Here is a 21,980-nt window from a genome sequence, read left to right on the forward strand (position 1 = left end):
CCCCAGCGGACACGGTGCCCGCGCCGTCCTCGTTCCACGTCGCCCCGTGAGGGGACGGCCGACCCGGAAGGACCCCATGGACATCCGCCACCTCGCCCCCGAGGAGCTCACGGACACCGTCAGCGACCGCCGCACCGTGGCCTCGGAGACCGTCTACGAGGGCTACATCTGGGACGTCCGCCGTGACGAGTTCGAGCTGGCCGAGGGGGCCGACGTCCTCCGGCGCGACTACATCACCCATCCCGGCGCCGTCTCCGTGCTCGTGCTCAACGACGACGACGAGGTGCTGCTGATCAACCAGTACCGCCGGCCCGTCGGAATGACCATGTGGGAGATCCCCGCCGGTCTCCTCGACGTCGACGGAGAGGACCCCGCCCAGGCCGCCAGGCGGGAGCTGCTGGAGGAGGCCGACCTGCGCGCCGGGCGGTGGGACGTCCTCGTGGACTTCCACAACAGCCCCGGTTCCTCCTCCGAGGCCAACCGCATCTTCCTGGCCCGGGAGCTCAGCGACGTGCCCGGGCACGAGCGCCACGAGCGCGACGGCGAGGAGGCGGAGATCCACGGCGTGTGGGTGCCTCTCGAGGGCGCGGTGCAGGCGGTGCTGGCGGGGAGGCTGAACTCGCCCGCGGCCGTCGTCGGGCTGCTGGCCGCCCACGCCGCACGCGCCGACGGCTACCGGTCCCTGCGCCCGGTCGACACGCCCTGGCCCGGCCACCCCGAGCTGCGGTGACGACGGACCCGGCGGCTTCCGCCCTCGACCGGGCCGTGGAGCGCTACCTGCAGCACCTGGCCGTGGAGCGGGGCCTGGCCGCCAACACTCTCGCGGCCTACCGCCGGGACCTGCTCCGTTACACCCGCCACCTGCGGGAGCGCACCGACCCGTCGGTGGAGCGGCCGGCGGAGATCACCACGGCGCACGTGCGCGACTTCCTCCGCGAGCTCTCCGCAGGGGACGCGGGCAGGGCCGCGCTGAGCACCCGCAGCGCCGCCCGCTGCCTCGTGGCCGTCCGCGGTGCGCACCGGTTCTGGGCGCTGGAGGGCCTCACGCGCACGGACCCCGCGGCACCGGTCTCCCCGCCGACACCGGGCATGCGACTGCCCAAGGCCGTCCCGGTGGAGCAGGTGACGGCCCTGCTGGAGTCAGCCGGCACCGAGACCCCTCGGCAGCTGCGCGACCGTGCCCTGCTCGAGGTGCTCTACTCGACCGGGGCCCGGATCTCGGAGGCCACGGGCCTCGACGTCGACGACCTCTCGCGCGCGGTGCGCCGCGGCGGCGGGCCGGACGGGCCGGGCGCCGAGCTGCCGTTCGTGCGGATCCTCGGGAAGGGCGGGAAGGAGCGGATGGTCCCCCTCGGCTCCTGGGCCGTGCGCGCCGTGGACGACTGGCTCGTCCGGGGCCGCCCCGCGCTCGCCGCGAAGGGCCGGGGCACTCCCGCCCTGTTCCTCAATGCCCGGGGCGGGCGGATCAGCCGCCAGACGGCGTGGACCGCGGTGCGATCGGCCGCGCAGCGGTCGGGCCTCGGGGACCGGGTCAGCCCGCACACGCTGCGCCACTCCTTCGCCACGCACCTGCTGGAGGGCGGTGCGGACCTGCGCGTGGTCCAGGAGCTGCTCGGCCACGCCTCGGTCGCCACGACGCAGGTCTACACCCTGGTCACCGTGGACTCCCTGCGCGAGGTCTACGCGGCCGCTCATCCCCGGGCCAGGTAGCACCGTGACCCGGAAAGTCCGCCGGGCCGTACGCCTCCCGTGCTTCCCGCATCCCGGGTCCCGCGTCTAGCCTGGGACGAACGCACGAGGGGTGCGCTCGGACGGACGGATCGGAATCTCATGCGGCAGAACACACCGAGGACAGCAGGGGCTCGCCGGGCGGTGCTCGTGCTGCTGTCCGCGCTCGGCCTCGTGCTGGGGACCCTCACGGTGCCGGCGCTCATCGCGCCGGCCACCGCGGCCACGGCCATCGAGGCGGAGCACGCCCGGCTGGGCGGCGCGTCCGGCAGGCTGGGTGCGGCCCTGGGCCCGGAGCGCTGCGGACTGCCGCGTGACGGGTGCTTCCGGAAGTTCGAGCGCGGACACATCCACTGGTCGCCCCGCACCGGGGCACGGCCCACGTGGGGCGCCGTGCGGGCCGCGTGGGCCGCCCAGGGCTGGGAGCGGGGACCGTTGGGCTACCCCGTGAGCCGGGAGGTGTGCGGGCTGCGGGACGCCGGCTGCTGGCAGGCCTTCGAGGGCGGGGTGATGCTGTGGTCCCGGGCCAGCGGTGCTCATCCGACCACCGGGGGCATCCGGGCCGCCTGGTTGCGCCACGGTGCCGAGCGCGGCGCCCTGGGCTACCCGACGTCGGGGGAGAGCTGCTCCGGCAGCACGTGCCGGCAGTCGTTCCAGCGCGGCTCGATCGAGTGGGTCCGCGGCGCCGGCACCCGGGTCCACCGGGAGATCGACCGGGCGGCGTCCGTCCACGTCGTGGTCAACAAGCGCCGGCCCCTGTCCCCGATCGACCACGTGCCCGGCAACCTCGAGTGGGTGGACGGGCACCTCGTGCGCGCGGACGCCGCGGCGGCCTACCGGCGGATGCAGCAGGCCGCGGCCGCGGACGGCTCGCCCCTCACCACGGTCAGCGGCTACCGTTCCTACGCCACGCAGGACGGTCTGTACCGCCACTACGTGGCGCTGTACGGCCGGGAGCAGGCGGATCTCGTCTCCGCCCGCCCCGGATACAGCGAGCACCAGACGGGCCTCGCAGTGGACATCGGCGACCCCAGCGGGGCCTGCGGTCTGCAGGCGTGCTTCGAGAGCACCCCCGCCGGTGCCTGGGCACGGGCCCACGCGCACGAGCACGGGTTCGTGGTGCGCTACCCGGCCGGTCACACGCCGACCACCGGCTACGCCTACGAGCCCTGGCACCTGCGCTACGTCGGGACCCACGTGGCGCGCGGCATGGTCGAGCAGGGCATTCCCACCCTCGAGCACTACATGGGCCTGCCGCCGGCACCGACCTACTGAGCGACGGGACGACCGCCCGGCAGGTGGCGCTCGGCGGGACCGTTGTACTCCGACAGGGGGCGGATCAGGGAGTTGTCGGCGGCCTGCTCCATGATGTGGGCGGTCCACCCGGTGATCCGGGCGGCGACGAACAGCGGGGTGAAGGTCGGGATGTCGAAGCCCATGAGCCAGTAGGTGGGCCCGGCGGGGTAGTCGAGGTTGGGCTTGATGCCCTTCGCCTCGTCCATGGCCTTCTCCAGCCCGTCGTAGAGCCCGAGCAGCTCCGGGCGGCCGTAGTGGTCGATCATCCGGTCCAGGGCCGCCTTCATGGTCGGCACCCGCGAGTCGCCGTGCTTGTACACGCGGTGGCCGAAGCCCATCACCTTGTGCTTGGCCGCGAGGGCCTCCTCCATCCACGCCTTGGCGCGGGCCTCGGCCTCGGCGTGGGACTCGTCGGCGCGGATCCCCAGTTCCACGAACGTCTCCATCACCGCCTCGTTGGCCCCGCCGTGCAAGGGGCCCTTGAGGGCGCCGATGGCGGCGGTGACGGCCGAGTGCAGGTCCGACATCGTGGAGGTGACCACGCGGGCGGTGAAGGTGGAGGCGTTGAAGGAGTGCTCGGCGTAGAGGACCATCGACGTGTTGAACGCCTCCACGACGGCGGGGTCGGCCTCCTCGCCGAAGGCCATCCACAGGAAGTTGGCGGAGTAGCCGAGGTCGTCGCGGGGCTCCACGAGGTCCTGGCCGCGGCGGCGGCGCTGGTCGTAGCACACGACCGCGGGCATGGCGGCGAACAGCATGTGGGCCTTGCGCAGCTCCGCCTCGGGCGAGGGGTCCTCGGCCTCCGGGTCCTCGGCGCCCAGCACGGAGGCTGCCGTGCGGCACACGTCCATGGGGTGGCAGGTGGTGGGCAGGGCGTCGATGATCGCCTTCAGCTCCGGGCTCAGGGCCCGGTGGGCCCGCTCGAGGGCCTGGAAGTCGGCCAGCTCCGCCTCGTCGGGCAGCTCGCCGTTCCACAGCAGCAGCGCCACCTCCTCGAACGAGCAGTTCGCGGCCAGCTCCTGGACGGGGTAGCCGCGGTAGAGCAGGGAGTTCGTGTCCGGGTTGACCTTGGAGACGGCCGTGTAGTCGGCGACGACGCCGGCGAGGCCCTTGTGGATCTCGGTCTGGGGCTCGGTCATGAGGATCTCCTGGGGTTGCGGGTGGGCGGTCGGGTCAGTCGTGCAGACCGGGGACCTCGAAGTCGAAGACCCCGGTGTCGAACCGGTTGTAGCCGTTGTAGTCGACCAGCTCGTAGAGCCGGGCGCGGGTGAGCATCTCGGGCACGGCCGGCTCCTGGGTGCCCTCGGCCCGGATCGTGGCCAGGGTGCGTTCCATCGCTCCCAGGGCGGCGCGCATGAGGGTGACGGGGTAGATCACCATGTTCACGCCCACGTCCTGGAGCTGCCCGAGGGTGAACAGCTGCGACTTCCCGAACTCGGTCATGTTCGCCAGGACCGGGACGTCGACGGCGGCGCGCACGGCCTCGAACTCGGTGAGGTCGGCCATCGCCTCGGGGAAGATCGCGTCCGCGCCGGCGTCGACCAGGGCCTTGGCCCGGTCCGTGGCCGCGCCCAGGCCCTCGACGCCGCGGATGTCGGTGCGGGCCATGATCAGGAAGTTCGGGTCCCGGCGGGCCTGGGTGGCCGCACGGATCCGTTTGACGGCGGTGTCGAGGTCCACGACGTTCTTGCCGTCGAGGTGGCCGCAGCGCTTGGGGTTGAACTGGTCCTCGATGTGGCATCCCGCCAGCCCCGCGTTCTCGAGCTCCTGTACGGTGCGGGCCACGTTCATGGGCTCGCCGAAGCCGGTGTCGGCGTCGACGAGGGCGGGCAGGTCCGTGATCCGGGCGATCTGACCGGCCCGGGCCGCCACCTCGGGCAGAGCCGTGAGCCCGATGTCGGGGAAGCCGAGCTCGTTGGCGAGCACGGCCCCGGAGATGTACACCCCGTCGAAGCCCTGCTCCTGGATCAGCGTGGTGGACAGCGGGGTGTAGGCACCGGGGAACTGGACGGTGCGGGGCCCGGCGAGCATCTGCCGCAGGGCGGTCCGTTTGGCCTCGGGGGTGGTCGTGGAGAACAGCATGGTCTAGAAGACTCCCTTCGTGCCCGTGCGCAGGTCGACACCCGCGGTGATGTTGAGGACGTCCAGGTCCCCGGCGCCCAGGTTCGGCAGGTCCTCCGCCGCGGCGATGAACCGCTCGAGCTCCTCCTCGGCCACGAGGCCCTCGGCCAGCGTGCGCAGCTTGGCCACGTACTGGGCGCGGGCGAAGGGGCGGGCGCCCAGCGGGTGGGCGTCGGCCACGGCGATCTCCTCGACCACCGTCGACCCGTCGGTCAGGGTGATCTCGGCGCGTCCGCCGAAGGCCTTCTCGGCGGGGTCGATCGAGTGGTAGCGGCGGGTCCACTCCTGGTCCTCGGCGGTGGTGACCTTCCGCCACAGCTCGACGGTGTCCGGGCGCCCGGCGCGCTCGGGGGCGTAGGAGTCCACATGGTGCCAGGCCCCGTCCTGCAGCGCGACGCTGAAGATGTAGGGGATCGAGTGGTCGAGGGTCTCCCGGGTCGCGGCCGGGTCGTACTTCTGCGGGTCGTTGGCCCCGGAGCCGATGACGTAGTGGGTGTGGTGGGAGGTGTGGAGCACGATCCGCTCGACATTGCCCGGGTCGCTGAGCTCCGGCCGCTCACGGTGCAGTTTGCGGGCCAGGTCGATCCACGCCTGGGCCTGGTACTCCGCGGAGTGCTCCTTGGTGTAGGTGTCCAGGATCGCGGCCTTGGCCTCGCCCGGGGCGGGCAGCGGGACCTCGTAGCGGGCCTCGGGTCCACCGAGCAGCCAGGCGACCACCCCGTCCTCGCCCTCGTAGATGGGGGTCGGGGAGGTCTGACCGCGCATGGCCCGGTCGGCGGCCTCCACGGCCATCTTCCCGGCGAAGGCCGGGGCGTAGGCCTTCCAGGTGGAGATCTCGCCCTTGCGGGACTGCCGGGTGGCCGTGGTCGTGTGCAGGCCCTGCCCGATGGCGTGGAAGATCGTCTCCACGTCCAGGCCCAGGAGAGTGCCGATGCCGGCCGCGGCCGAGGGACCGAGATGGGCCACGTGGTCGATCTTGTGCTCGTGCAGGCAGATCGCCTTCACCAGGTCCACCTGCAGCTCGTAGCCGGTGGCGATGCCGCGCACCAGGTCGTGGCCGGTGGCCCCGACGTGCTGGGCCACGGCGAGGATCGGGGGGATGTTGTCCCCGGGGTGGGAGTAGTCGGCGGCCAGGAACGTGTCGTGGTAGTCCAGCTCGCGCACGGCCACGCCGTTGGCCCAGGCGGCCCACTCGGGGGAGACCTTCCGGGCGGCGGCGTCCACGCCGTACAGGGCCGCGCCCGTGCCCCCGGGCGTGGGCGCGTGGGCGGTGGCCTGGTCCCGCGCCGCGACGATCGGGTCCCGGTTCAGGGAGGCGATCGCGACCGAGGCGTTGTCCAGCACCCGGTTGATGACCATCTCGGTCACCTCGGGGCCCACCTCGACGGGGTCCGCGGCGACCTCGGCCATCTTCCAGGCCAGCTGCTCCGGTCGGGGCAGGTTGTCCTTCGACGGGTGCACGCGCACCTGGTGCAGAACGGTCATGGAACTTCCTCTCGGTGTGGGTTCTACGGGACGTCCGGCCGCGCGTCGCGGCCGGGGGATGCCGCCGGGATCAGCCGGTGGCCTCGAGCGGCGGGCCCGTCTGGACCCACTCTCGGACGGGGGTGGTCAGGACCGCGTGCAGGGAGTTCGCCAGGTGCACGCGCGTGGCGGCCTCGGCGAGCTCCTCGTCGCCCGCCGCGATGGCACGGGCGATCAGGGCGTGCTCGGTCGCAGCACGGGCCAGGCGGTCGGGATTGGTCCGGGAGAGCTTGCGGACACGGGCCAGGTGCGTGCGCAGGGACCGCTGCGCGGCCGTGAGGTAGGCGTTGGCCGAGGCGTCGTCGATCGCCCGGTCCATGCGCTCCACGAGCTCGTAGTAGCCGGAGCGGTCGGTGCCGGCCGTGTGGAGCACCCGGCCCACCGACTCCAGCTCGTCGGCGAGGCGCTCGAACTCCGCGGCGTCCCGGCGCCGGGCCGCGAGCCGCGCCGCACGGCAGTCGAGGGCCTCGCGCAGTTCGAACAGCGCGCGCACGTCCTCGAGGGAGACCTGGGAGACGACCACGCCCCGCCCGCGGTGGGCCTCGGTCAGGCCGTCGGCGGTGAGCCGGCTCAGCGCCTCCCGGATCGGGGTGCGGGAGATGCCGAACCGTTCCGACTGTTCGACCTCACCGAGCACCTGCCCCGGGAGCAGCCGCCACTCGACGATGTCCTTGCGCAGGGCCTCGTAGGCGCGGTCACTGGCTCGCACGCCACCCTCCTCGCTCCCGAGCCCCGCGGGGTCGGTGATGGGTATCACACTGATTTCTCCAGTGTATACACGTTTCGCCAGCATGAACCACAGTTGCCGAAATTGGGCGCTCGTGATCGGGCCTTTGTATACAGACCTCTTGTCCGGTGTGATCCAGAGCACTAGGGTGGCGGCAAGCACGCCGTGTCAGGACCAGTGGCCGCCGGCTCCCCGTGGACCGCGCGGCCCCAAGCGCAACGCCCGGGAGGACCTCATGAGCCCCGACCACCACACCCTGCCGCCGGAGCCGGGTCATGCCCCGGACTACGCGGAGGTCTACCGGCGCAGCGTCGAGGACCCCGAGGGGTTCTGGCTCGAGGCCGCGCGCGCCGTCGACTGGGTGCGCGCCCCCACCAGGGCCCTGGACGACAGCTCGGCCCCGCTCTACCGCTGGTTCCCCGACGGCGAGCTCAACACCTGCCACAACGCCCTGGACCGCCACGTGGAGGCCGGGCACGGGGACCGTACGGCGCTGGTCTACGACTCCGCCGTGCTGGGCATGCAGGAGCGCTACAGCTACGAGCGGCTGCGCGAGGAGGTGGCCCTGTTCGCGGGCGCGCTGGCCGCGCGGGGCGTGGTCAGGGGGGACCGGGTGCTGCTCTACCTCCCGATGATCCCGCAGGCCGTCGTCGCGATGCTGGCGTGCGCCCGGCTGGGCGCCGTGCACTCGGTGGTCTTCGGCGGGTTCGCCCCGAAGGAGCTGGCCTCCCGGATCGACGACTGCGGTCCGCGCGTCGTGGTGACCACGACGGGCGGGGTGGAGCCCCAGCGGCGGATCGAGTACCTCCCGGCCATCGAGGAGGCCCTGGAGATCGCGCGGCACCGTCCCGAGGCGGTCGTGGTGCACGAGCGTCCGGGGTTCCGGACCACGGTCGAGGACGCCCGCGGCCGGGCCGGCCGGGAGGGCCGGCCGGCCGTGGAATGGCTCACGTGGTCCGAGGTCCTGGTGGGCGCCCGGCCGGCGGCGCCCGTGCCGGTCCGGGCCACCGACCCGCTGTACGTGCTCTACACGTCGGGCACCACGGGCACGCCCAAGGGCGTGGTCCGCGACAACGGCGGCCACGCCGTGGCCCTCACCTGGTCGATGCGCCAGATCTACGACGTGCGCGCCGGGGAGGTGATGTGGACGGCCTCCGACGTCGGATGGGTCGTGGGGCACTCCTACATCGTCTACGGCCCCCTGCTCGCCGGCGCGACGACCGTGCTCTACGAGGGCAAGCCGGTGGGCACGCCGGACGCCGGGGCGTTCTGGCGGCGCGTCGAGGACCACGGTGTGAAGGTTCTCTTCACGGCTCCCACGGCCCTGCGCGCCATCCGGCGGGCAGATCCGGAGGGAGAGCTGGTGCGCCGGCACGACATCGGCACGCTGGAGGCGCTGTTCGTGGCGGGGGAGCGGCTCGACCCGGAGACCTGGTCCTGGGCCTCCCGGGTGCTGGGGGTGCCCGTCGTCGACCACTGGTGGCAGACGGAGACCGGCTGGGCGATCTGCGCCAACCCCTTCGGCATCGAGCGTCTCCCGCTGAAGGCCGGCTCCCCGTCGGTGCCGGTCCCGGGCTACCGGGTGGAGATCCTCGACGCCCTGGGACAGCCCGTCGAGGCCGGTGAGGACGGGAACATCGCCCTGCGTCTGCCCCTGCCACCGGGCACGCTCACCACGCTGTGGGGGGACGACCGGCGCTACCTCGAGTCCTACCTCACCGCGTTCCCCGGCTACTACGCCACGGGCGACTCGGGCCACGTGGACGAGGACGGATACGTCTACGTCATGGGCCGCACCGACGACGTCATCAACGTGTCGGGCCACCGGCTCTCCACCGGGGCGATGGAGCAGGTGCTGGCGTCCCACCCGGCGGTTGCCGAGTGCGCCGTGATCGGCGTCGCGGACCCGCTCAAGGGCCAGCGCCCCGTCGGCTACGTGGTGCTCAAGTCCGGGGTCGACGTGCCCGAGGAGCAGCTGCGGCAGGAGCTCGTGGCGCTCGTGCGCCGGCAGATCGGTGCGGTCGCCGATTTCAAGGAGGTCACCGTCGTGGACGGCCTGCCCAAGACCCGGTCGGGGAAGATCCTGCGCAAGACCATGCGCCAGATGGCCGACGGCGAGGACTGGACCGTGCCCTCGACGATCGAGGACGCCTCGGTCCTGGACGCGCTGCGGGACGTGCTGCGCCCGCCCGGCACGCGGTGAGCCGTGACCGAGCGGGGACGTGGCGGCAGTGAGGCCGGTGCCCGCTCGGTCCCTCCGGGGCCGGGTCAGTTCCCGTTCTCCTCCGCGGTCCAGCCGTACTCGAGCTCGGGCCGTCCCGGGGTGCCGTAGCGGGGCCGGCGGCTCGCGAAGCCGCGATCGACGAGGTGCTCCAGGTACCGCCGCGCGGTGACGCGGGACAGGTCGCTGCGCTCGGCGACCTCGCCCGCGGAGAGCCAGCCGCCGGCCCGGACCAGCTCCGTGACGGCCGCGAGGGTCGGCGTCGCCAGCCCCTTCGGCGCCGGCGGGCGGGCGCTCTCGCCGAGGGCGGCGAAGGCGCGGTCCACCTCCGCCTGGTCCACGTGCCCCCCGCGACCGAGGAGGGCCCGCCAGCGCCGGTACGCCGTGAGCTTCTCCTCGAAGACGGTGTAGGTGAAGGGTTTGATGAGGTAGCCGACGACGCCGAGGGAGGCCGCCTGCCGGACCGTCGCCACGTCCCGGTGCGCGGTGATGACCAAGAGGTCGACGGCCTCCCCGCGGGCACGGAGGGCACGGGCCACGTCGAGCCCCGACAGGTCGGGGAGGTTGACGTCCAGCAGCACCAGGTCCACGGGGCGGCCCGCGCGCCGCGCGGCCTGGACCGCCTGCACGGCCGTCCGTCCCGACACGGCGGTCGCCACGACCTCGAAGCCCGGCGACCGCTCCACGTACTGGGCGTGGGAGGCGGCCGTGAGCGGCTCGTCGTCGACGACGAGAACGCGGACCGAGACCGTCACGACGGGGACCCCGCCGCGTCCCCGGCGGGCACGGGGACGGTCACCGTGAACACCGCTCCGCCGTCGTCGGCGTGCTCGATCCGGGCCCCCCAGCGGTCCACGACCTCCCGGACCAGGTGCAGGCCGACGCCCCGGCCCTCGGGGCCGGCCGGCTTCGTCGAGGTCCCCAGCTCGAACATGCCCGCCGCGACGTCGGCCGCGACCCCCATCCCGGTGTCGGCCACAGTGATCGTCACGGCCGCCGGGGACGACCCGTCCCCGCCGTCGTCCCGGCCGTCGTCGCGGGCGATCTCGACCTCGACGACGGGGCGGACCCGGTCGGCGTTGGCCGCGGCCGCGTCGACCGCGTTGTCCACGAGGTTGCCGACCAGCGTCACGAGGTCGGCGGGGGAGACCGGCAACCGCGGGACACCGCCGCCGACCTCCACGTGGAGCTCGACGCCGCGTTCGTGCGCGGCCGCGGTCTTGCCCACGAGCAGGGCGGCCAGGAACGGGTCGTCCAGGCGGTCGACCAGGTCCTCGGACAGCCCCCGGGCCCGGGCGAGGTCGGCCGAGGCGAAGGCCATGGCCTCGGCGGTGCGCCCCAGTTCCAGGAGCGAGACCACGGTGTGCATGCGGTTGGCGTGCTCGTGGGTCTGCGCGCGCAGGGCGGTCGCCATGGTCGTGGCCGTGCGCAGCTCCCCGGAGAGCCGGGAGATCTCGGTGTGGTCCTGCAGGATGACGACGCGGCCGGGACCGCCGCCCACGGGCAGCGCCGAGACGATGAGGGTCCGCTCGCCGGCGACGACCCACTGCTCGGAGACGACGGCCCCCGTGCGCAGAACGGTCTCCAGGGCCCGGGGCAGGCCCAGGTCCGCGAGCGGCGGGGCACCCGCCCGCCCGGCCGGGGCCGGCCCCGGCAGGCCCAGCAGCTCCCGCGCCCGGGCGTTGACCACGGGCACCCGCCCCCCGGCGTCGACGAGCATGAGGCCCTCGGTGGCCTCGTTGAGCACGGCCTCGTGCAGGGCGTGCACGTGGGCGAGCTGCTCCGGGCCCCACCCGTGGGTGGCGGTGTCCAGGTACCGGGCCATGAGCCAGGTCACGGCGGAGGACGCGGCCAGCAGCAGCAGGCCGACCAGCAGGACGGCCGGCAGCTGCGCCAGGGTGCGGTCGGACAGCGCCTCGACCAGCACGCCCGTCGCCACGAGCGCCACCACGGCTCCCTCGTCGTCGCGGACGGGGGCGATGGTCCGCACCGAGCGGCCGAGGTTGCCCCGCTCCGTGCTGGTCCAGACCTCGCCGGCCAGGGCGTGGGAGCGGTCGCCGCGGTACGTCTCGCCCACAGAGGACGGCATCGGATGGGTCCAGCGGGTGCCGTCCGGGGCCATGATCGTCACGAAGTCCAGCTCGGTGTCCTCCAGCAGCCGGTCCGTGAGCGGCTGCAGGTCGGCCGTGGGGTCGGCCGACAGGGCGGCCGTCAGCACGAAGGGGTCGTCCGCGAGCGCGGTGCTCGCCACCCGGGTCATGCCCTCGGCGCGCTCCACGGCCGCGTCCCGCTCGTGGGCGAAGAGGACCAGGGAGACGGCCACGGTGACCACGAGCACCACGCCGAGCTGCAGGACGAGGAAGCGCCGGGCCAGCGACATGGGCGCGTCCTCCTTCCGGGGCCGTGACGGGCGTCTGTGTCCGGCGTCACGACCATTATGACCACAAGGCGACACCGGCTCCCGGCCCCGTGAGACTCGTCACACCGGCCCGGACCACGGGCCGGGCCCACGTCCCCACCGCACCGGAGGAGAAGCATGGCCACCGTCGCCACGGAACCCGTCGACCCGCAACGGCCCGCCCAGAAGCAGAAGCCCGCCCAGATGCAGAAGAAGGACAAGACGCACTACCTGTACGTCTTCGTGATCGTCGCCGTCGTCGCCGGCGCCGTCCTGGGCCTCGTGGCCCCCGAGTTCGCCCAGACCCTCAAGCCCGTGGGCGCGGCCTTCATCGCCCTGATCAAGATGATGATCGCCCCCATCATCTTCTGCACGATCGTGCTGGGCGTCGGCTCCATCGCGAAGGCGGCGACCGTGGGCAAGGTCGGCGGCCTGGCCCTGGCCTACTTCATGGCCATGTCCACTGCGGCCCTGGCCATCGGGCTCGTCGTGGGCAACCTCATCCACCCCGGCGAGGGCTTGAACATCCAGGGCTCCGAGTACGAGGTCAAGGACGCCGGCCACGGCGACGGCGAGGGCGGGACCATCGGCTTCCTGCTCGGCATCATCCCCACCACGCTGCTGTCCTCGCTGACGGCGGGAAACATCCTGCAGACCCTCTTCGTGGCCCTCGTCGTGGGCTTCGCCCTGCAGCAGATGGGCCCGGCCGGCAAGCCCGTGCTCAAGGCCGTCGGCTACATCCAGGCCCTGGTCTTCCGGATCCTGATCATGGTCATGTGGGTCGCCCCGATCGGCGCGTTCGGCGCCATCGCCGGCGTCGTCGGCGAGACGGGTGTCCAGGCCATCGTGTCCATGGCCACCCTCATGATCGCGTTCTACATCACCTGTGCGCTGTTCGTCGTGGTCGTCCTCGGCGGGCTGCTGAAGCTGGTCACCGGGGTGAACATCTTCCGGCTCATGAAGTACCTGGGCCGTGAGTACCTGCTGATCTTCTCCACGTCCTCCTCGGAGGCGGCCCTGCCCCGGCTGATCGCCAAGATGGAGCACGTGGGCGTCTCCAAGCCCGTGGTCGGCGTGACGGTCCCGACCGGCTACTCCTTCAACCTCGACGGCACCGCGATCTACCTGACGATGGCCGCCCTGTTCGTGGCCTCCGCGATGGGCAACCCGCTGGCCCTGGGCGAGCAGATCTCGCTGCTCGTGTTCATGATCATCGCCTCCAAGGGCGCGGCCGGCGTCACCGGCGCCGGACTGGCCACCCTCGCCGGAGGCCTCCAGTCCCACCGCCCCGACCTGGTGGACGGCGTCGGCATCATCGTCGGCATCGACCGGTTCATGTCCGAGGCCCGAGCCCTGACCAACTTCACGGGCAACGCCGTCGCCACCCTGCTGATCGGCACGTGGACCCGTGAGATCGACCTCGTCCAGGTCGAGCGCGTGCTCTCCGGCCAGGACAGGTTCGACGAGTCCACCATGGCCGCCCACGGCCACGGTGCGCCCGGCGAGGAGTCCGTGGGGGCGCCCGTCGCCGGCGGGCCCGCCGCGGACGGCGCGACCGTGGAGCAGACCGTCGCCGAGAGGGTCGAGGCAGCAGCGGGCGCCGGCGCGCGCTGACCCGAACCGCCGACCGACCGGCCGCGCCCGCCGCGCCCTCAGGGGCCCCGCGGGCGCGGCCGTGCGCGTTCCCCACGCCCGGCGCCCCGGGAATTCGGGCCGGGCACGCCGCGGCGGTACCCTTGAAGCTGATCGAGCCCGGCAGAACCCCAGGTCGGCCCGGGCCGCCCCACAGATTCGGCGGCCCGCCCCCGCAACGACCCCGAACGAAAGAGCGGTGCCACGAGTGAGCCAGCGCAGCGACGAGCGGATCCCCGGAACGGGCGAGGCCGAGGCCGTCGGCCTCACCGGTCGTCCCGTCCGCAGTTTCCCCGATCCGCCCGAGCTCTCCGCCCACGGGCCCGCCCGGATCATCGCGATGGTGAACCAGAAGGGCGGGGTGGGCAAGACGACCTCGACGATCAATCTGGGGGCCGCGCTCGCCGAACTCGGTCGCAAGGTCCTGCTCGTCGACTTCGACCCGCAGGGCGCGCTCTCCGCCGGTCTCGGCGCGAACCCCCACGAGCTCGAGCTGACGGTCTACAACGTCATGATGGACCGTTCCGTGGACGTGTGGGACGTCGTCCAGGAGACCGACGTCGAGGGCGTCGACCTGCTGCCCGCCAACATCGACCTGTCCGCGGCGGAGGTGCAGCTCGTCACTGAGGTCGCCCGGGAGCAGGTCCTGGCCAGCGCGCTGCGCAAGGTCGAGGAGCACTACGACGTCATCATCGTCGACTGCCAGCCCTCCCTGGGCCTGCTGACCGTCAACGCGCTGACCGCCGCGCACGGGGTGATCATCCCCCTGATCGCCGAGTTCTTCGCGCTGCGCGCCGTGGCCCTGCTCGTGGACTCCATCGAGAAGGTCCAGGACCGGCTCAACCCGCGGCTGCAGATCGACGGAGTGCTCGCCACGATGTTCGACTCCCGGACCCTGCACTCGCGGGAGGTCATGGCCCGGATCGTCGACGCGTTCGGGGAGAAGGTCTTCGACACCGTCATCAAGCGAACCGTCAAGTTCCCGGACGCGACGGTGGCCGCCGAGTCCATCCTCTCCTTCGCCACCGGCCACCAGGGCGCCGAGTCCTACCGTCAGCTGGCGCGGGAGCTCATCTCGCGCGGCGGCGCACCCTGATGCACCCGGAGGAGCTGCCGGCCCCCGAGGGGGCCGGTGGCTTCGCGGTCCGCCTGGAGGACTTCGCCGGACCGTTCGAGGTCCTGCTGACGCTGATCGCCAAGCACGAGATGGACATCACGCGGATCGCGCTGGCCACCGTGACGGACGAGTTCCTGCACTACGTGCGCTCTCTGCGGGACGTCGGCTCCGCGCGCGCGCTCGACGAGGCCAGTGAGTTCCTCGTGGTCGCGGCCACGCTCCTGGACCTCAAGGCCGCCCGGCTGCTCCCTCGCGGCGAGGTCGAGGACGAAGGGGACGTGGCCCTGCTCGAGGCCCGCGACCTGTTGTTCGCGCGTCTGCTGCAGTACAAGGCCTTCAAGGAGGTGGCCGGCCTGCTCGACGAGAGGATGCACGCCGAGTCCGCGCGGCTACCCCGGTCGGTGCCGCTGGACCCGGAGCTGACCGCCGCGCTGCCCGAGCTGGACTGGGGGACCACTCCCGAGCAGTTCGCCCGGATCGCCCGCGCGGTGTTCGAGGCCCGGCCCGATGCTCCCGTCGAGGTCGGCGTGGACCACCTGCACGGGGCGGCCGTGACCGTGCGCGACGAGGCCGAGGTGCTCGTGGGCCTGCTCGAGGACGGCCGTCCGCACCCCTTCCGTGCTCTGGTGGCTGACGCCGGGTCCTCGCTCGCGGTGGTCGTCCGGTTCCTCGCCCTGCTCGAGATGTACCGGGACGCCGTGGTGGAGCTGGTCCAGGAGTCCCCGCTGGGCGAGCTGACGGTGCGCTGGACCGCGGCGGACGGCGGATGGAGCGTCGAGCGGCTGTCCGACGACGGCGCTCCCGCCGCCGGGCCGGCGCCGGAGAGGGCACCGGCATGAGCGCCGCCCCGGAGCCCCACGCCGAGCCGGCCGCGGCGCCCGACGCGGAGCCCGCAGCCGAGCCCACGACCGCGCCCGCCGGCGACCTCGAGGCGCTGCCCGGGGGGCTGCGCTCCGCAGTCGAGGCGATCCTCATGGTGGCCGAGGAGCCGGTGAGCGAGTACGAGCTCGCAGCCGCCCTCGTGGTGCCCGTGACCCGGGTCCGGGGGGTCCTGGACCGGCTGCGCGCGGAGTACGACGGCGTCGCTCTGGATCCCGGGTATGATGGAACGTTGGAGCCGCGCGGATTCGAGCTGCGCAGCACCGGCGCCGGGTGGCGGATCTACTCCCGCAGCGAGTTCGCCCCCGTGGTCTCCGCGTTCGTCGCCGAAGGACGGACGGCACGGCTGTCCCAGGCGGCCCTGGAGACCCTGGCCGTCGTGGCCTACCGTCAGCCCGTGAGCCGGGGTCGGATCTCCGCGATCCGCGGGGTCAACGTCGACGGCGTCGTGCGCACTCTCGTGCAGCGCGGGCTGGTCCGCGAGCTCGAGCGGGACGGCGAGTCCGGCGCCGTGCTCTACGGCACCACTACGTACTTCCTGGAGAAGATGGGCATCGGCTCGCTCGACGAGCTCCCCGACATCGCCCCGCACCTGCCGGGCATCGACCAGATCGACCACTACGAGGACTGAGACACCACCATGGCCACTTCACGATCTTCATCCGGCCGCCCCGGCGGACGGCGGGGCGCCGCTCCCCGCAGCGGCACGGCGGCCACGGGCGGCCGGGCGGCCCCCGGGCGCGGCGGCGCCAAGGGCGGTGCTCCGCGGTCGGGTGCGCCCAAGGGTGCGGCTCCCCGGTCCGGCGCGCCGAAGGGCGGTGCTCCGCGGTCGGGTGCGCCCAAGGGTGCGGCTCCCCGGTCCGACGCGCCGAAGGGCGGTGCCCCGCGGTCGGGTGCGCCCAAGGGTGCGGCTCCCCGGTCCGGTGCGCCGAAGGGCGGTGCCCCGCGGTCGGGTGCGCCCGATGGCGCGGCTCCGCGGTCCGGTGCCCCCCGGGCGGCCGGCGCCCAGGGGCCGGCATCCAGGGGTGGCGCCAAGGGCGTAGCCTCCCGGCCCGGAGCACCGAAGGCATCCGCCAAGCGCGTGCCGGGCGCGGAGCGCGGCCCCCGCCCCTTCGCGTCCTCCGAGCGCAGCTCCCGGAGGATGCCGGCGACCCCGTACCGGCCGCCGCACCGCAAGCGCCGGCCCACGAACCCGCCGGTGGACCGCCTCGACCAGCACGACCCGGAGGGTGTGCGCCTGCAGAAGCTCATGGCCCAGGCAGGTGTGGCCTCCCGCCGAGTCTGCGAGGAGATGATCGAGGGCGGCCGCGTGCAGGTCAACGGCGAGACCGTCACCGAGCTGGGCCTGCGGGTCGACCCCCGCACCGTCGAGATCCACGTCGACGGGATCCGCGTCCAGCTGGACGAGAACCTCGTCTACTACGCGTTCAACAAGCCCGAGGGCGTGCTGTCCACGATGGAGGACCCTGAGGGGCGCCCGTGCGTCGCAGACTTCCTGAACCGGCAGCGCGGGGAGCGCGTCTTCCACGTGGGCCGCCTCGACGTCGAGACCGAGGGCCTGCTGCTGCTGACCAACGACGGCGAGCTGACCAATCGGCTCACCCACCCGTCGTACGAGGTGCCGAAGACCTACCTCGTGCAGGTCCGCGGACCCATGGACAAGGGTGTCGGCGCCGCCATGAAGGCCGGCATCGAGCTCGAGGACGGGATCGCGGCGGTCGACTCCTTCCGGCTCGTGGACTCGACACCGGGCCACCTGCTCGTGGAGGTCGTGCTGCACTCGGGGCGCAACCGCATCGTGCGCCGGCTGTTCGACGCCGTGGGCCACCCCGTGGAGAAGCTCGTGCGCACCCAGGTGGGCCCGATCCGGATCGGCGACCAGCGCCAGGGGACCGTCCGCAAGCTGTCGAGGACCGAGGTCGGGCACCTCCTGGCCTCGGTCGGGATGTAGGGGGCGGTCCGTGCCGGAGAATCCCGCGCCCGCTGCGACGGCCGGCCCGGTCCTCGTGATCGGCGCCGGCCTGCTCGGCGCCAGCATCGGCCTGGGACTGCGCCACCTCGGCGTGGACGTCTGGCTCCAGGACGCCTCGCCCACCGCGGAGGCCGTGGCCCAGGACATCGGCGCCGGCCGCTCCTGCCGTGAGGCGGGCGAGAGCCCCGTCCCGGAGCCGGCGCTGGTGGTCGTCGCCACCCCGCCGGACGTCACCGCGCACACGGTCGTCGAGGCCCTGGGCCGGCACCCGGGCGCCGTCGTCGTGGACATCGCCTCCGTCAAGCAGGCGGTGCTCGACGACGTCCGCTCCCTCGGCGGCGACCTGAGCCGGTACGTGGGCACCCACCCCATGGCCGGGCGGGAGAGGTCGGGCCCCGTGGCCGCCCGGGGTGAGCTGTTCACCTCGATGCCCTGGATCGTGTGCGACACCGGGGAGTCCTCGCCGGCCGCGCTCGCCGCCGCCAAGAACCTCGCCGTCGACCTCGGCGCGACCGTGACGTTCATGGACGCGCGAGAGCACGACGCGACGGTCGCGCTGATCTCGCACCTGCCGCAGGTCATGTCCTCGCTGCTGGCGTCCCGGCTCCAGGACACCCCGCCGCACCACCTCTCGCTCGCCGGCCAGGGCCTGCGGGACACCACCCGCATCGCCGCGTCCGACCCCGGCCTGTGGGTGCAGATCCTCTCCGCGAACGCCGCCCCCGTCGTGGCGTCGCTGCACGGTGTGCGGGAGGACCTCGACCGGCTCATTGCCACGCTCGAGGCGCCCGCCGCCCCCGGTGCGCGGCTGGACATCGCCCAGCTCATGGCCGAGGGCAACGCCGGGCGGGCCCGCATCCCCGGCAAGCACGGCGGGGCGCCGCGCGCCTTCGCCACCGTCACCGTGCTCGTGGGGGACGTCCCGGGGCAGATCGCCCGGCTCCTCACGGAGATCGGAGAGGCCGGGATCAACCTCGAGGACCTGCGCCTCGAGCACTCCCCGGGCCGGCCCGTGGGCCTCGTCGAGGTCTCGGTGCTCCCCAACCGTCGCAATGAACTCGTCGAGGCGCTCCAGGAGCGCGGATGGAAGGTCGTGCAGTGAACACCCGAACGAACACCCCCGTCCAGGACGCCGGGGCGCCGCTCGCGGCGGGCCGCCGTCTGGTCGTCGCCATCGACGGGCCCTCCGGCTCCGGCAAGTCCAGCGTGTCCAAGGAGGTGGCGCGCCGCTTCGGTCTGGCCTACCTGGACACCGGGGCGATGTACCGGGCGCTGACCTGGTGGTGCCTGGAGCAGGGGGTGGACCTCGCCGACGCCGGGGCCGTCGTCGAGGCCGCCCGCGCCCTCCCGCTGTCGCAGGGCACCGACCCCGACCGCGAGCAGGTCCTCGTGGCCGGCACCGACGTGGGCGCCGCGATCCGCGGCGACCGCGTCACCGAGGCGGTCAGCTCCGTGGCCACCAACCCGTCCGCCCGCCGCGTCCTGGTCGCCCGTCAGCAGGAGGTCATCGCCGGCAGCGGGCGGCGCATCGTGGCCGAGGGCCGGGACATCACCACGGTCGTGGCCCCGGACGCCGACGCCCGGATCCTCCTGACGGCCGACGAACGGGCCCGGATGGCCCGGCGGCGGCTGCAGAACGGCGGGGTCGAGGACGCCGAGCAGCTGCGCGCGCACGTCGTGGAGCGGGACGCCAAGGACTCCACGGTCGTCAACTTCACCGAGGCCGCCGACGGCGTCGTGACCATCGACTCGTCCGCCCTGACGGTCGAGCAGACCGTCCAGGCCGTGGTCGACGCCGTCGTCCGGGCCGCCGGTCGCCCCGCCTAGACTGGGCCCCGGACCCCACCGCACCCCGCACCCCGACCGGCCGCACCCGGCCCAGCGAAGGACGACCATGACTGCCGAGAACTCCGCGAACGCCCACGGCCCCGACGAGGACGACGTCCTCGTCGGGGTGACGGACGACGTCGCCGAGCGGCTCGCGGCCCTCGACGACGACGAGGCCGAGCAGCGCGCGCAGGCGCTGCGGGCCGGCCTCGAGGACTACGAGCTCGACGAGGAGGACGCCGCCCTGCTCGAGGAGTGGGGCGACGGCGAGGACCGGGCGCCGGAGCGCCGACCCGCGCCGGTGCTGGCCATCGTGGGGCGGCCCAACGTCGGGAAGTCCACCCTCGTGAACCGCATCCTCGGCCGGCGCGAGGCCGTCGTGGAGGACACCCCCGGTGTGACCCGAGACCGTGTCACCTACCGCGCCGTGTGGAACGGGCGCCCCTTCACCCTCGTGGACACCGGCGGGTGGGAGTACGACGCCAAGGGCATCAACGCACGGGTCGCGGAGCAGGCCGAACTGGCCGTGGAGTTCGCGGACGCCGTGCTGCTCGTGCTCGACGCGACCGTGGGCGTGACCGCCGCCGACGAGGCCATCGTGAAGATGCTGCGCAAGGTCGGCAAGCCGGTGGTGCTCGTCGCCAACAAGGTGGACTCCCCGCACCTGGAGGTCGAGGCCACCTACCTGTGGTCCCTCGGCATGGGCGAGCCGCACCCCGTCTCCGCGCTGCACGGTCGCGGCGCGGCTGATGTGCTCGACGTCGTCATGGACGTCCTGCCGGAGTTCTCCGGCGTGGCGGGCACCGAGATCACCGGCGGCCCCCGCCGGGTGGCGCTAATCGGGCGGCCCAACGTGGGCAAGTCCTCCCTGCTCAACAAGCTGGCCGGGTCGGAGCGCGTGGTCGTGGACCCCCTCGCGGGGACGACCCGGGACCCGGTCGACGAGCTGATCCAGCTCGGCGGCAAGCCGTGGCGGTTCATCGACACCGCGGGCATCAGACGCCGGCAGCACATGGCCCAGGGGGCGGACTTCTACGCCTCGCTGCGCACCCAGGCGGCCCTGGAACGTGCCGAGGTGGCCGTCGTGCTGCTCGCCGCCGACGAGGTGCTCTCCGAGCAGGACGTCCGGATCCTGCAGCTGGCCGTCGACTCCGGACGGGCGCTCGTGCTCGCGTTCAACAAGTGGGACCTCGTGGACGAGGACCGCCGCTACTACCTGGAGAAGGAGATCGACCGCGACCTGGCACACGTGGCCTGGGCACCGCGGGTGAACGTGTCCGCGAAGACGGGCTGGCACAAGGACCGGCTCGTCCCGGCCCTCGAGAGGTCCCTCGAGTCGTGGGACACCCGCATCCCCACCGGGCGGCTCAACGCGTTCCTCGGCGAGATCGTGGCCGCCCACCCGCACCCGGTGCGCGGGGGCAAGCAGCCCCGCATCCTCTTCGGCACGCAGGCGGCCTCGCGTCCGCCGCGGTTCGTGCTGTTCACCACGGGGTTCCTGGACCCGGGCTACCGGCGGTTCATCACCCGCCGGCTGCGCGAGACGTTCGGCTTCGAGGGCACCCCCATCGAGGTCAGCATGCGGGTGCGGGAGAAGCGGAGCCGGAAACGCTGAGGGCCCCGCGCCGAGATGAATTCCGTCCGAGCTTGTTGTAGTGTGATGCGAGTGCCCGGGGCGGGAACGCGCCGGGCACCACGGGATGTGGCGCAGCTTGGTAGCGCACTTGACTGGGGGTCAAGGGGTCGCAGGTTCAAATCCTGTCATCCCGACCGTGTGATGTCTCAGGACATCGGAAACACCCCGGACCGCAGGTCCGGGGTGTTTTGCTGTGCCCGGGCGCGCGATGCCGGCGACCTCGCTCGGCGCTGTCGCCGTCGTCGACGGCCACCGGCGCACCGAGTCAGCGGTCGCCGCGGGGCCGGCTGCGGGCAGACGGCAGGACGCCGGGCCCGGCGCGCTCGCGCAGGGCGGATACCGCCGTCCAGCCCGCGTAGAGGAACAGGCAGGCGGCCACCGCGGGCAGCAGCCACTGCCGGGTGGACCCGGACACCGAGTGGTTCACCCAGCCCAGCCACGGGATGCTGTACCAGACGGTGCCCACGACCTGGACGTCCCGCACCGGCGCCTCGTCCTGGGCGGCACTGTTGTCTCCCTGGGTGACGAAGGCCGTCGTGCCGTCGGTGGCGACCGATCGGGACACCACACGGTGGGTGACCCGGGTCGGGTCCCCGGAACGCACCTGATAGGTCACCACGTCCCCCAGGCGGATCTCCTCCGCCGGGGTGGGCCTGACGACCACGAGGTCTCCGGGCGAGTACGTCGGCTCCATCGACCCGGAGAGCACGGTCAGGGGCATGCCGCCCACCGCGGCGGGCAGCCCGATGACGAGCACACCGAGCCCCAGCACGAGGGCCAGGAAGCCCGCACTGAGTCCCGTCCACAGGTACTGCCACACCGAGGCGTCCGAGGTCTCCGGCGTGGTGTCCTCCGGCGCCGGGGCGTGCGAGGGATGGCGGCGGGTCAGCATGACGTTCCTC

At 73.3% G+C, this 21,980-nt stretch carries 18 protein-coding genes, 1 tRNA gene and 1 pseudogene; 13 read left to right on the forward strand and 7 right to left on the reverse strand.

The features are described 5' to 3' along the window. The first annotated feature begins 76 nt into the window (after window positions 1–76). From ACH9EU_RS11290 to ACH9EU_RS11300, 3 genes are all read left to right on the forward strand, one after another. The gene (locus ACH9EU_RS11290; protein ID WP_396414026.1) at window positions 77–730 is read left to right on the forward strand and encodes an NUDIX domain-containing protein; all 654 of its coding nucleotides are present in this window, start codon (window positions 77–79) and stop codon (window positions 728–730) included. Next, window positions 727–1,710 (forward strand): tyrosine recombinase, encoded by a 984-nt coding sequence (locus ACH9EU_RS11295; RefSeq protein WP_396414027.1) that lies wholly within the window; start codon window positions 727–729, stop codon window positions 1,708–1,710. Before ACH9EU_RS11290 ends, ACH9EU_RS11295 begins: the two co-directional genes overlap by 4 nt. A 120-nt stretch (window positions 1,711–1,830) precedes the next feature. After that, complete coding sequence (locus ACH9EU_RS11300) at window positions 1,831–3,003, forward strand: D-alanyl-D-alanine carboxypeptidase family protein (protein WP_396414028.1); 1,173 nt, start codon at window positions 1,831–1,833, stop codon at window positions 3,001–3,003. On the opposite strand, the gene ACH9EU_RS11305 is transcribed toward ACH9EU_RS11300, so the two are convergent. The 4 genes from ACH9EU_RS11305 to ACH9EU_RS11320 form a co-directional block, all read right to left on the reverse strand. Continuing rightward, complete coding sequence (locus ACH9EU_RS11305; protein ID WP_396414029.1) at window positions 2,997–4,163, reverse strand: bifunctional 2-methylcitrate synthase/citrate synthase; 1,167 nt, start codon at window positions 4,161–4,163, stop codon at window positions 2,997–2,999. The genes ACH9EU_RS11300 and ACH9EU_RS11305 overlap by 7 nt on opposite strands. A 34-nt stretch (window positions 4,164–4,197) precedes the next feature. Then, window positions 4,198–5,106 (reverse strand): methylisocitrate lyase, encoded by a 909-nt coding sequence (gene prpB / locus ACH9EU_RS11310; RefSeq protein WP_396414030.1) that lies wholly within the window; start codon window positions 5,104–5,106, stop codon window positions 4,198–4,200. Window positions 5,107–5,109: 3 nt separating this feature from the next. Continuing rightward, window positions 5,110–6,630, reverse strand: a complete 1,521-nt coding sequence (locus ACH9EU_RS11315; RefSeq protein ID WP_396414031.1) for an MmgE/PrpD family protein — start codon at window positions 6,628–6,630, stop codon at window positions 5,110–5,112. A gap of 70 nt (window positions 6,631–6,700) precedes the next feature. Then, window positions 6,701–7,378: an FCD domain-containing protein gene (locus ACH9EU_RS11320; RefSeq protein ID WP_396414032.1), complete on the reverse strand. Its 678-nt coding sequence runs from the start codon at window positions 7,376–7,378 to the stop codon at window positions 6,701–6,703. Between the two features lie 253 nt (window positions 7,379–7,631). On the opposite strand from ACH9EU_RS11320, the gene ACH9EU_RS11325 reads away from it, so the two are divergent. Continuing rightward, on the forward strand, window positions 7,632–9,599 hold the full coding sequence (locus tag ACH9EU_RS11325) for a propionyl-CoA synthetase (RefSeq protein WP_396414033.1): 1,968 nt from the start codon (window positions 7,632–7,634) through the stop codon (window positions 9,597–9,599). Between the two features lie 65 nt (window positions 9,600–9,664). Here ACH9EU_RS11325 and ACH9EU_RS11330 read toward each other — a convergent pair whose 3' ends face one another. Then, complete coding sequence (locus ACH9EU_RS11330; protein ID WP_396414034.1) at window positions 9,665–10,372, reverse strand: response regulator; 708 nt, start codon at window positions 10,370–10,372, stop codon at window positions 9,665–9,667. Continuing rightward, a complete protein-coding gene (locus tag ACH9EU_RS11335; protein WP_396414035.1) occupies window positions 10,369–11,997 on the reverse strand; it encodes a sensor histidine kinase in 1,629 nt (542 codons plus the stop codon). Before ACH9EU_RS11335 ends, ACH9EU_RS11330 begins: the two co-directional genes overlap by 4 nt. Window positions 11,998–12,153: 156 nt before the next feature. On the opposite strand from ACH9EU_RS11335, the gene ACH9EU_RS11340 reads away from it, so the two are divergent. The 9 genes and pseudogenes from ACH9EU_RS11340 (at window position 12,154) to ACH9EU_RS11380 (ending at window position 21,212) form a co-directional block, all read left to right on the forward strand. Next, window positions 12,154–13,629 carry a cation:dicarboxylate symporter family transporter gene (locus ACH9EU_RS11340; protein ID WP_396414036.1) on the forward strand — a complete coding sequence of 492 codons (1,476 nt, stop codon included), beginning with the start codon at window positions 12,154–12,156 and terminating at the stop codon, window positions 13,627–13,629. Between the two features lie 226 nt (window positions 13,630–13,855). Then, window positions 13,856–14,743, forward strand: a complete 888-nt coding sequence (locus ACH9EU_RS11345; RefSeq protein WP_396414037.1) for an AAA family ATPase — start codon at window positions 13,856–13,858, stop codon at window positions 14,741–14,743. Then, window positions 14,743–15,603, forward strand: coding sequence for a segregation/condensation protein A (locus tag ACH9EU_RS11350; protein ID WP_396414038.1), 861 nt, complete (start codon window positions 14,743–14,745; stop codon window positions 15,601–15,603). Before ACH9EU_RS11345 ends, ACH9EU_RS11350 begins: the two co-directional genes overlap by 1 nt. Further along, a complete protein-coding gene (gene scpB / locus ACH9EU_RS11355) occupies window positions 15,600–16,274 on the forward strand; it encodes an SMC-Scp complex subunit ScpB (RefSeq protein WP_396414039.1) in 675 nt (224 codons plus the stop codon). The genes ACH9EU_RS11350 and scpB overlap by 4 nt, the downstream gene beginning before the upstream one ends. A gap of 135 nt (window positions 16,275–16,409) precedes the next feature. Continuing rightward, a pseudogene (locus ACH9EU_RS11360) lies at window positions 16,410–17,594 on the forward strand (pseudouridine synthase); the annotation flags it as partial. Between the two features lie 10 nt (window positions 17,595–17,604). Further along, a complete protein-coding gene (locus ACH9EU_RS11365) occupies window positions 17,605–18,717 on the forward strand; it encodes a prephenate dehydrogenase (RefSeq protein WP_396414041.1) in 1,113 nt (370 codons plus the stop codon). Continuing rightward, window positions 18,699–19,442 (forward strand): (d)CMP kinase, encoded by a 744-nt coding sequence (gene cmk, locus ACH9EU_RS11370; protein ID WP_396414042.1) that lies wholly within the window; start codon window positions 18,699–18,701, stop codon window positions 19,440–19,442. The genes ACH9EU_RS11365 and cmk overlap by 19 nt, the downstream gene beginning before the upstream one ends. Before the next feature lie 67 nt (window positions 19,443–19,509). Next, window positions 19,510–21,057 carry a ribosome biogenesis GTPase Der gene (gene der / locus ACH9EU_RS11375; RefSeq protein ID WP_396414043.1) on the forward strand — a complete coding sequence of 516 codons (1,548 nt, stop codon included), beginning with the start codon at window positions 19,510–19,512 and terminating at the stop codon, window positions 21,055–21,057. Window positions 21,058–21,138: 81 nt separating this feature from the next. Continuing rightward, window positions 21,139–21,212, forward strand: a tRNA-Pro gene (locus ACH9EU_RS11380). A gap of 131 nt (window positions 21,213–21,343) precedes the next feature. Here the strand turns inward: ACH9EU_RS11380 and ACH9EU_RS11385 are convergent. After that, window positions 21,344–21,970: a signal peptidase I gene (locus tag ACH9EU_RS11385; protein WP_396414044.1), complete on the reverse strand. Its 627-nt coding sequence runs from the start codon at window positions 21,968–21,970 to the stop codon at window positions 21,344–21,346. Window positions 21,971–21,980: the final 10 nt, after the last annotated feature.

Source organism: Kocuria rhizosphaerae (assembly GCF_044462265.1).
Taxonomy (GTDB): Bacteria; Actinomycetota; Actinomycetes; order Actinomycetales; family Micrococcaceae; genus Kocuria; species Kocuria rhizosphaerae.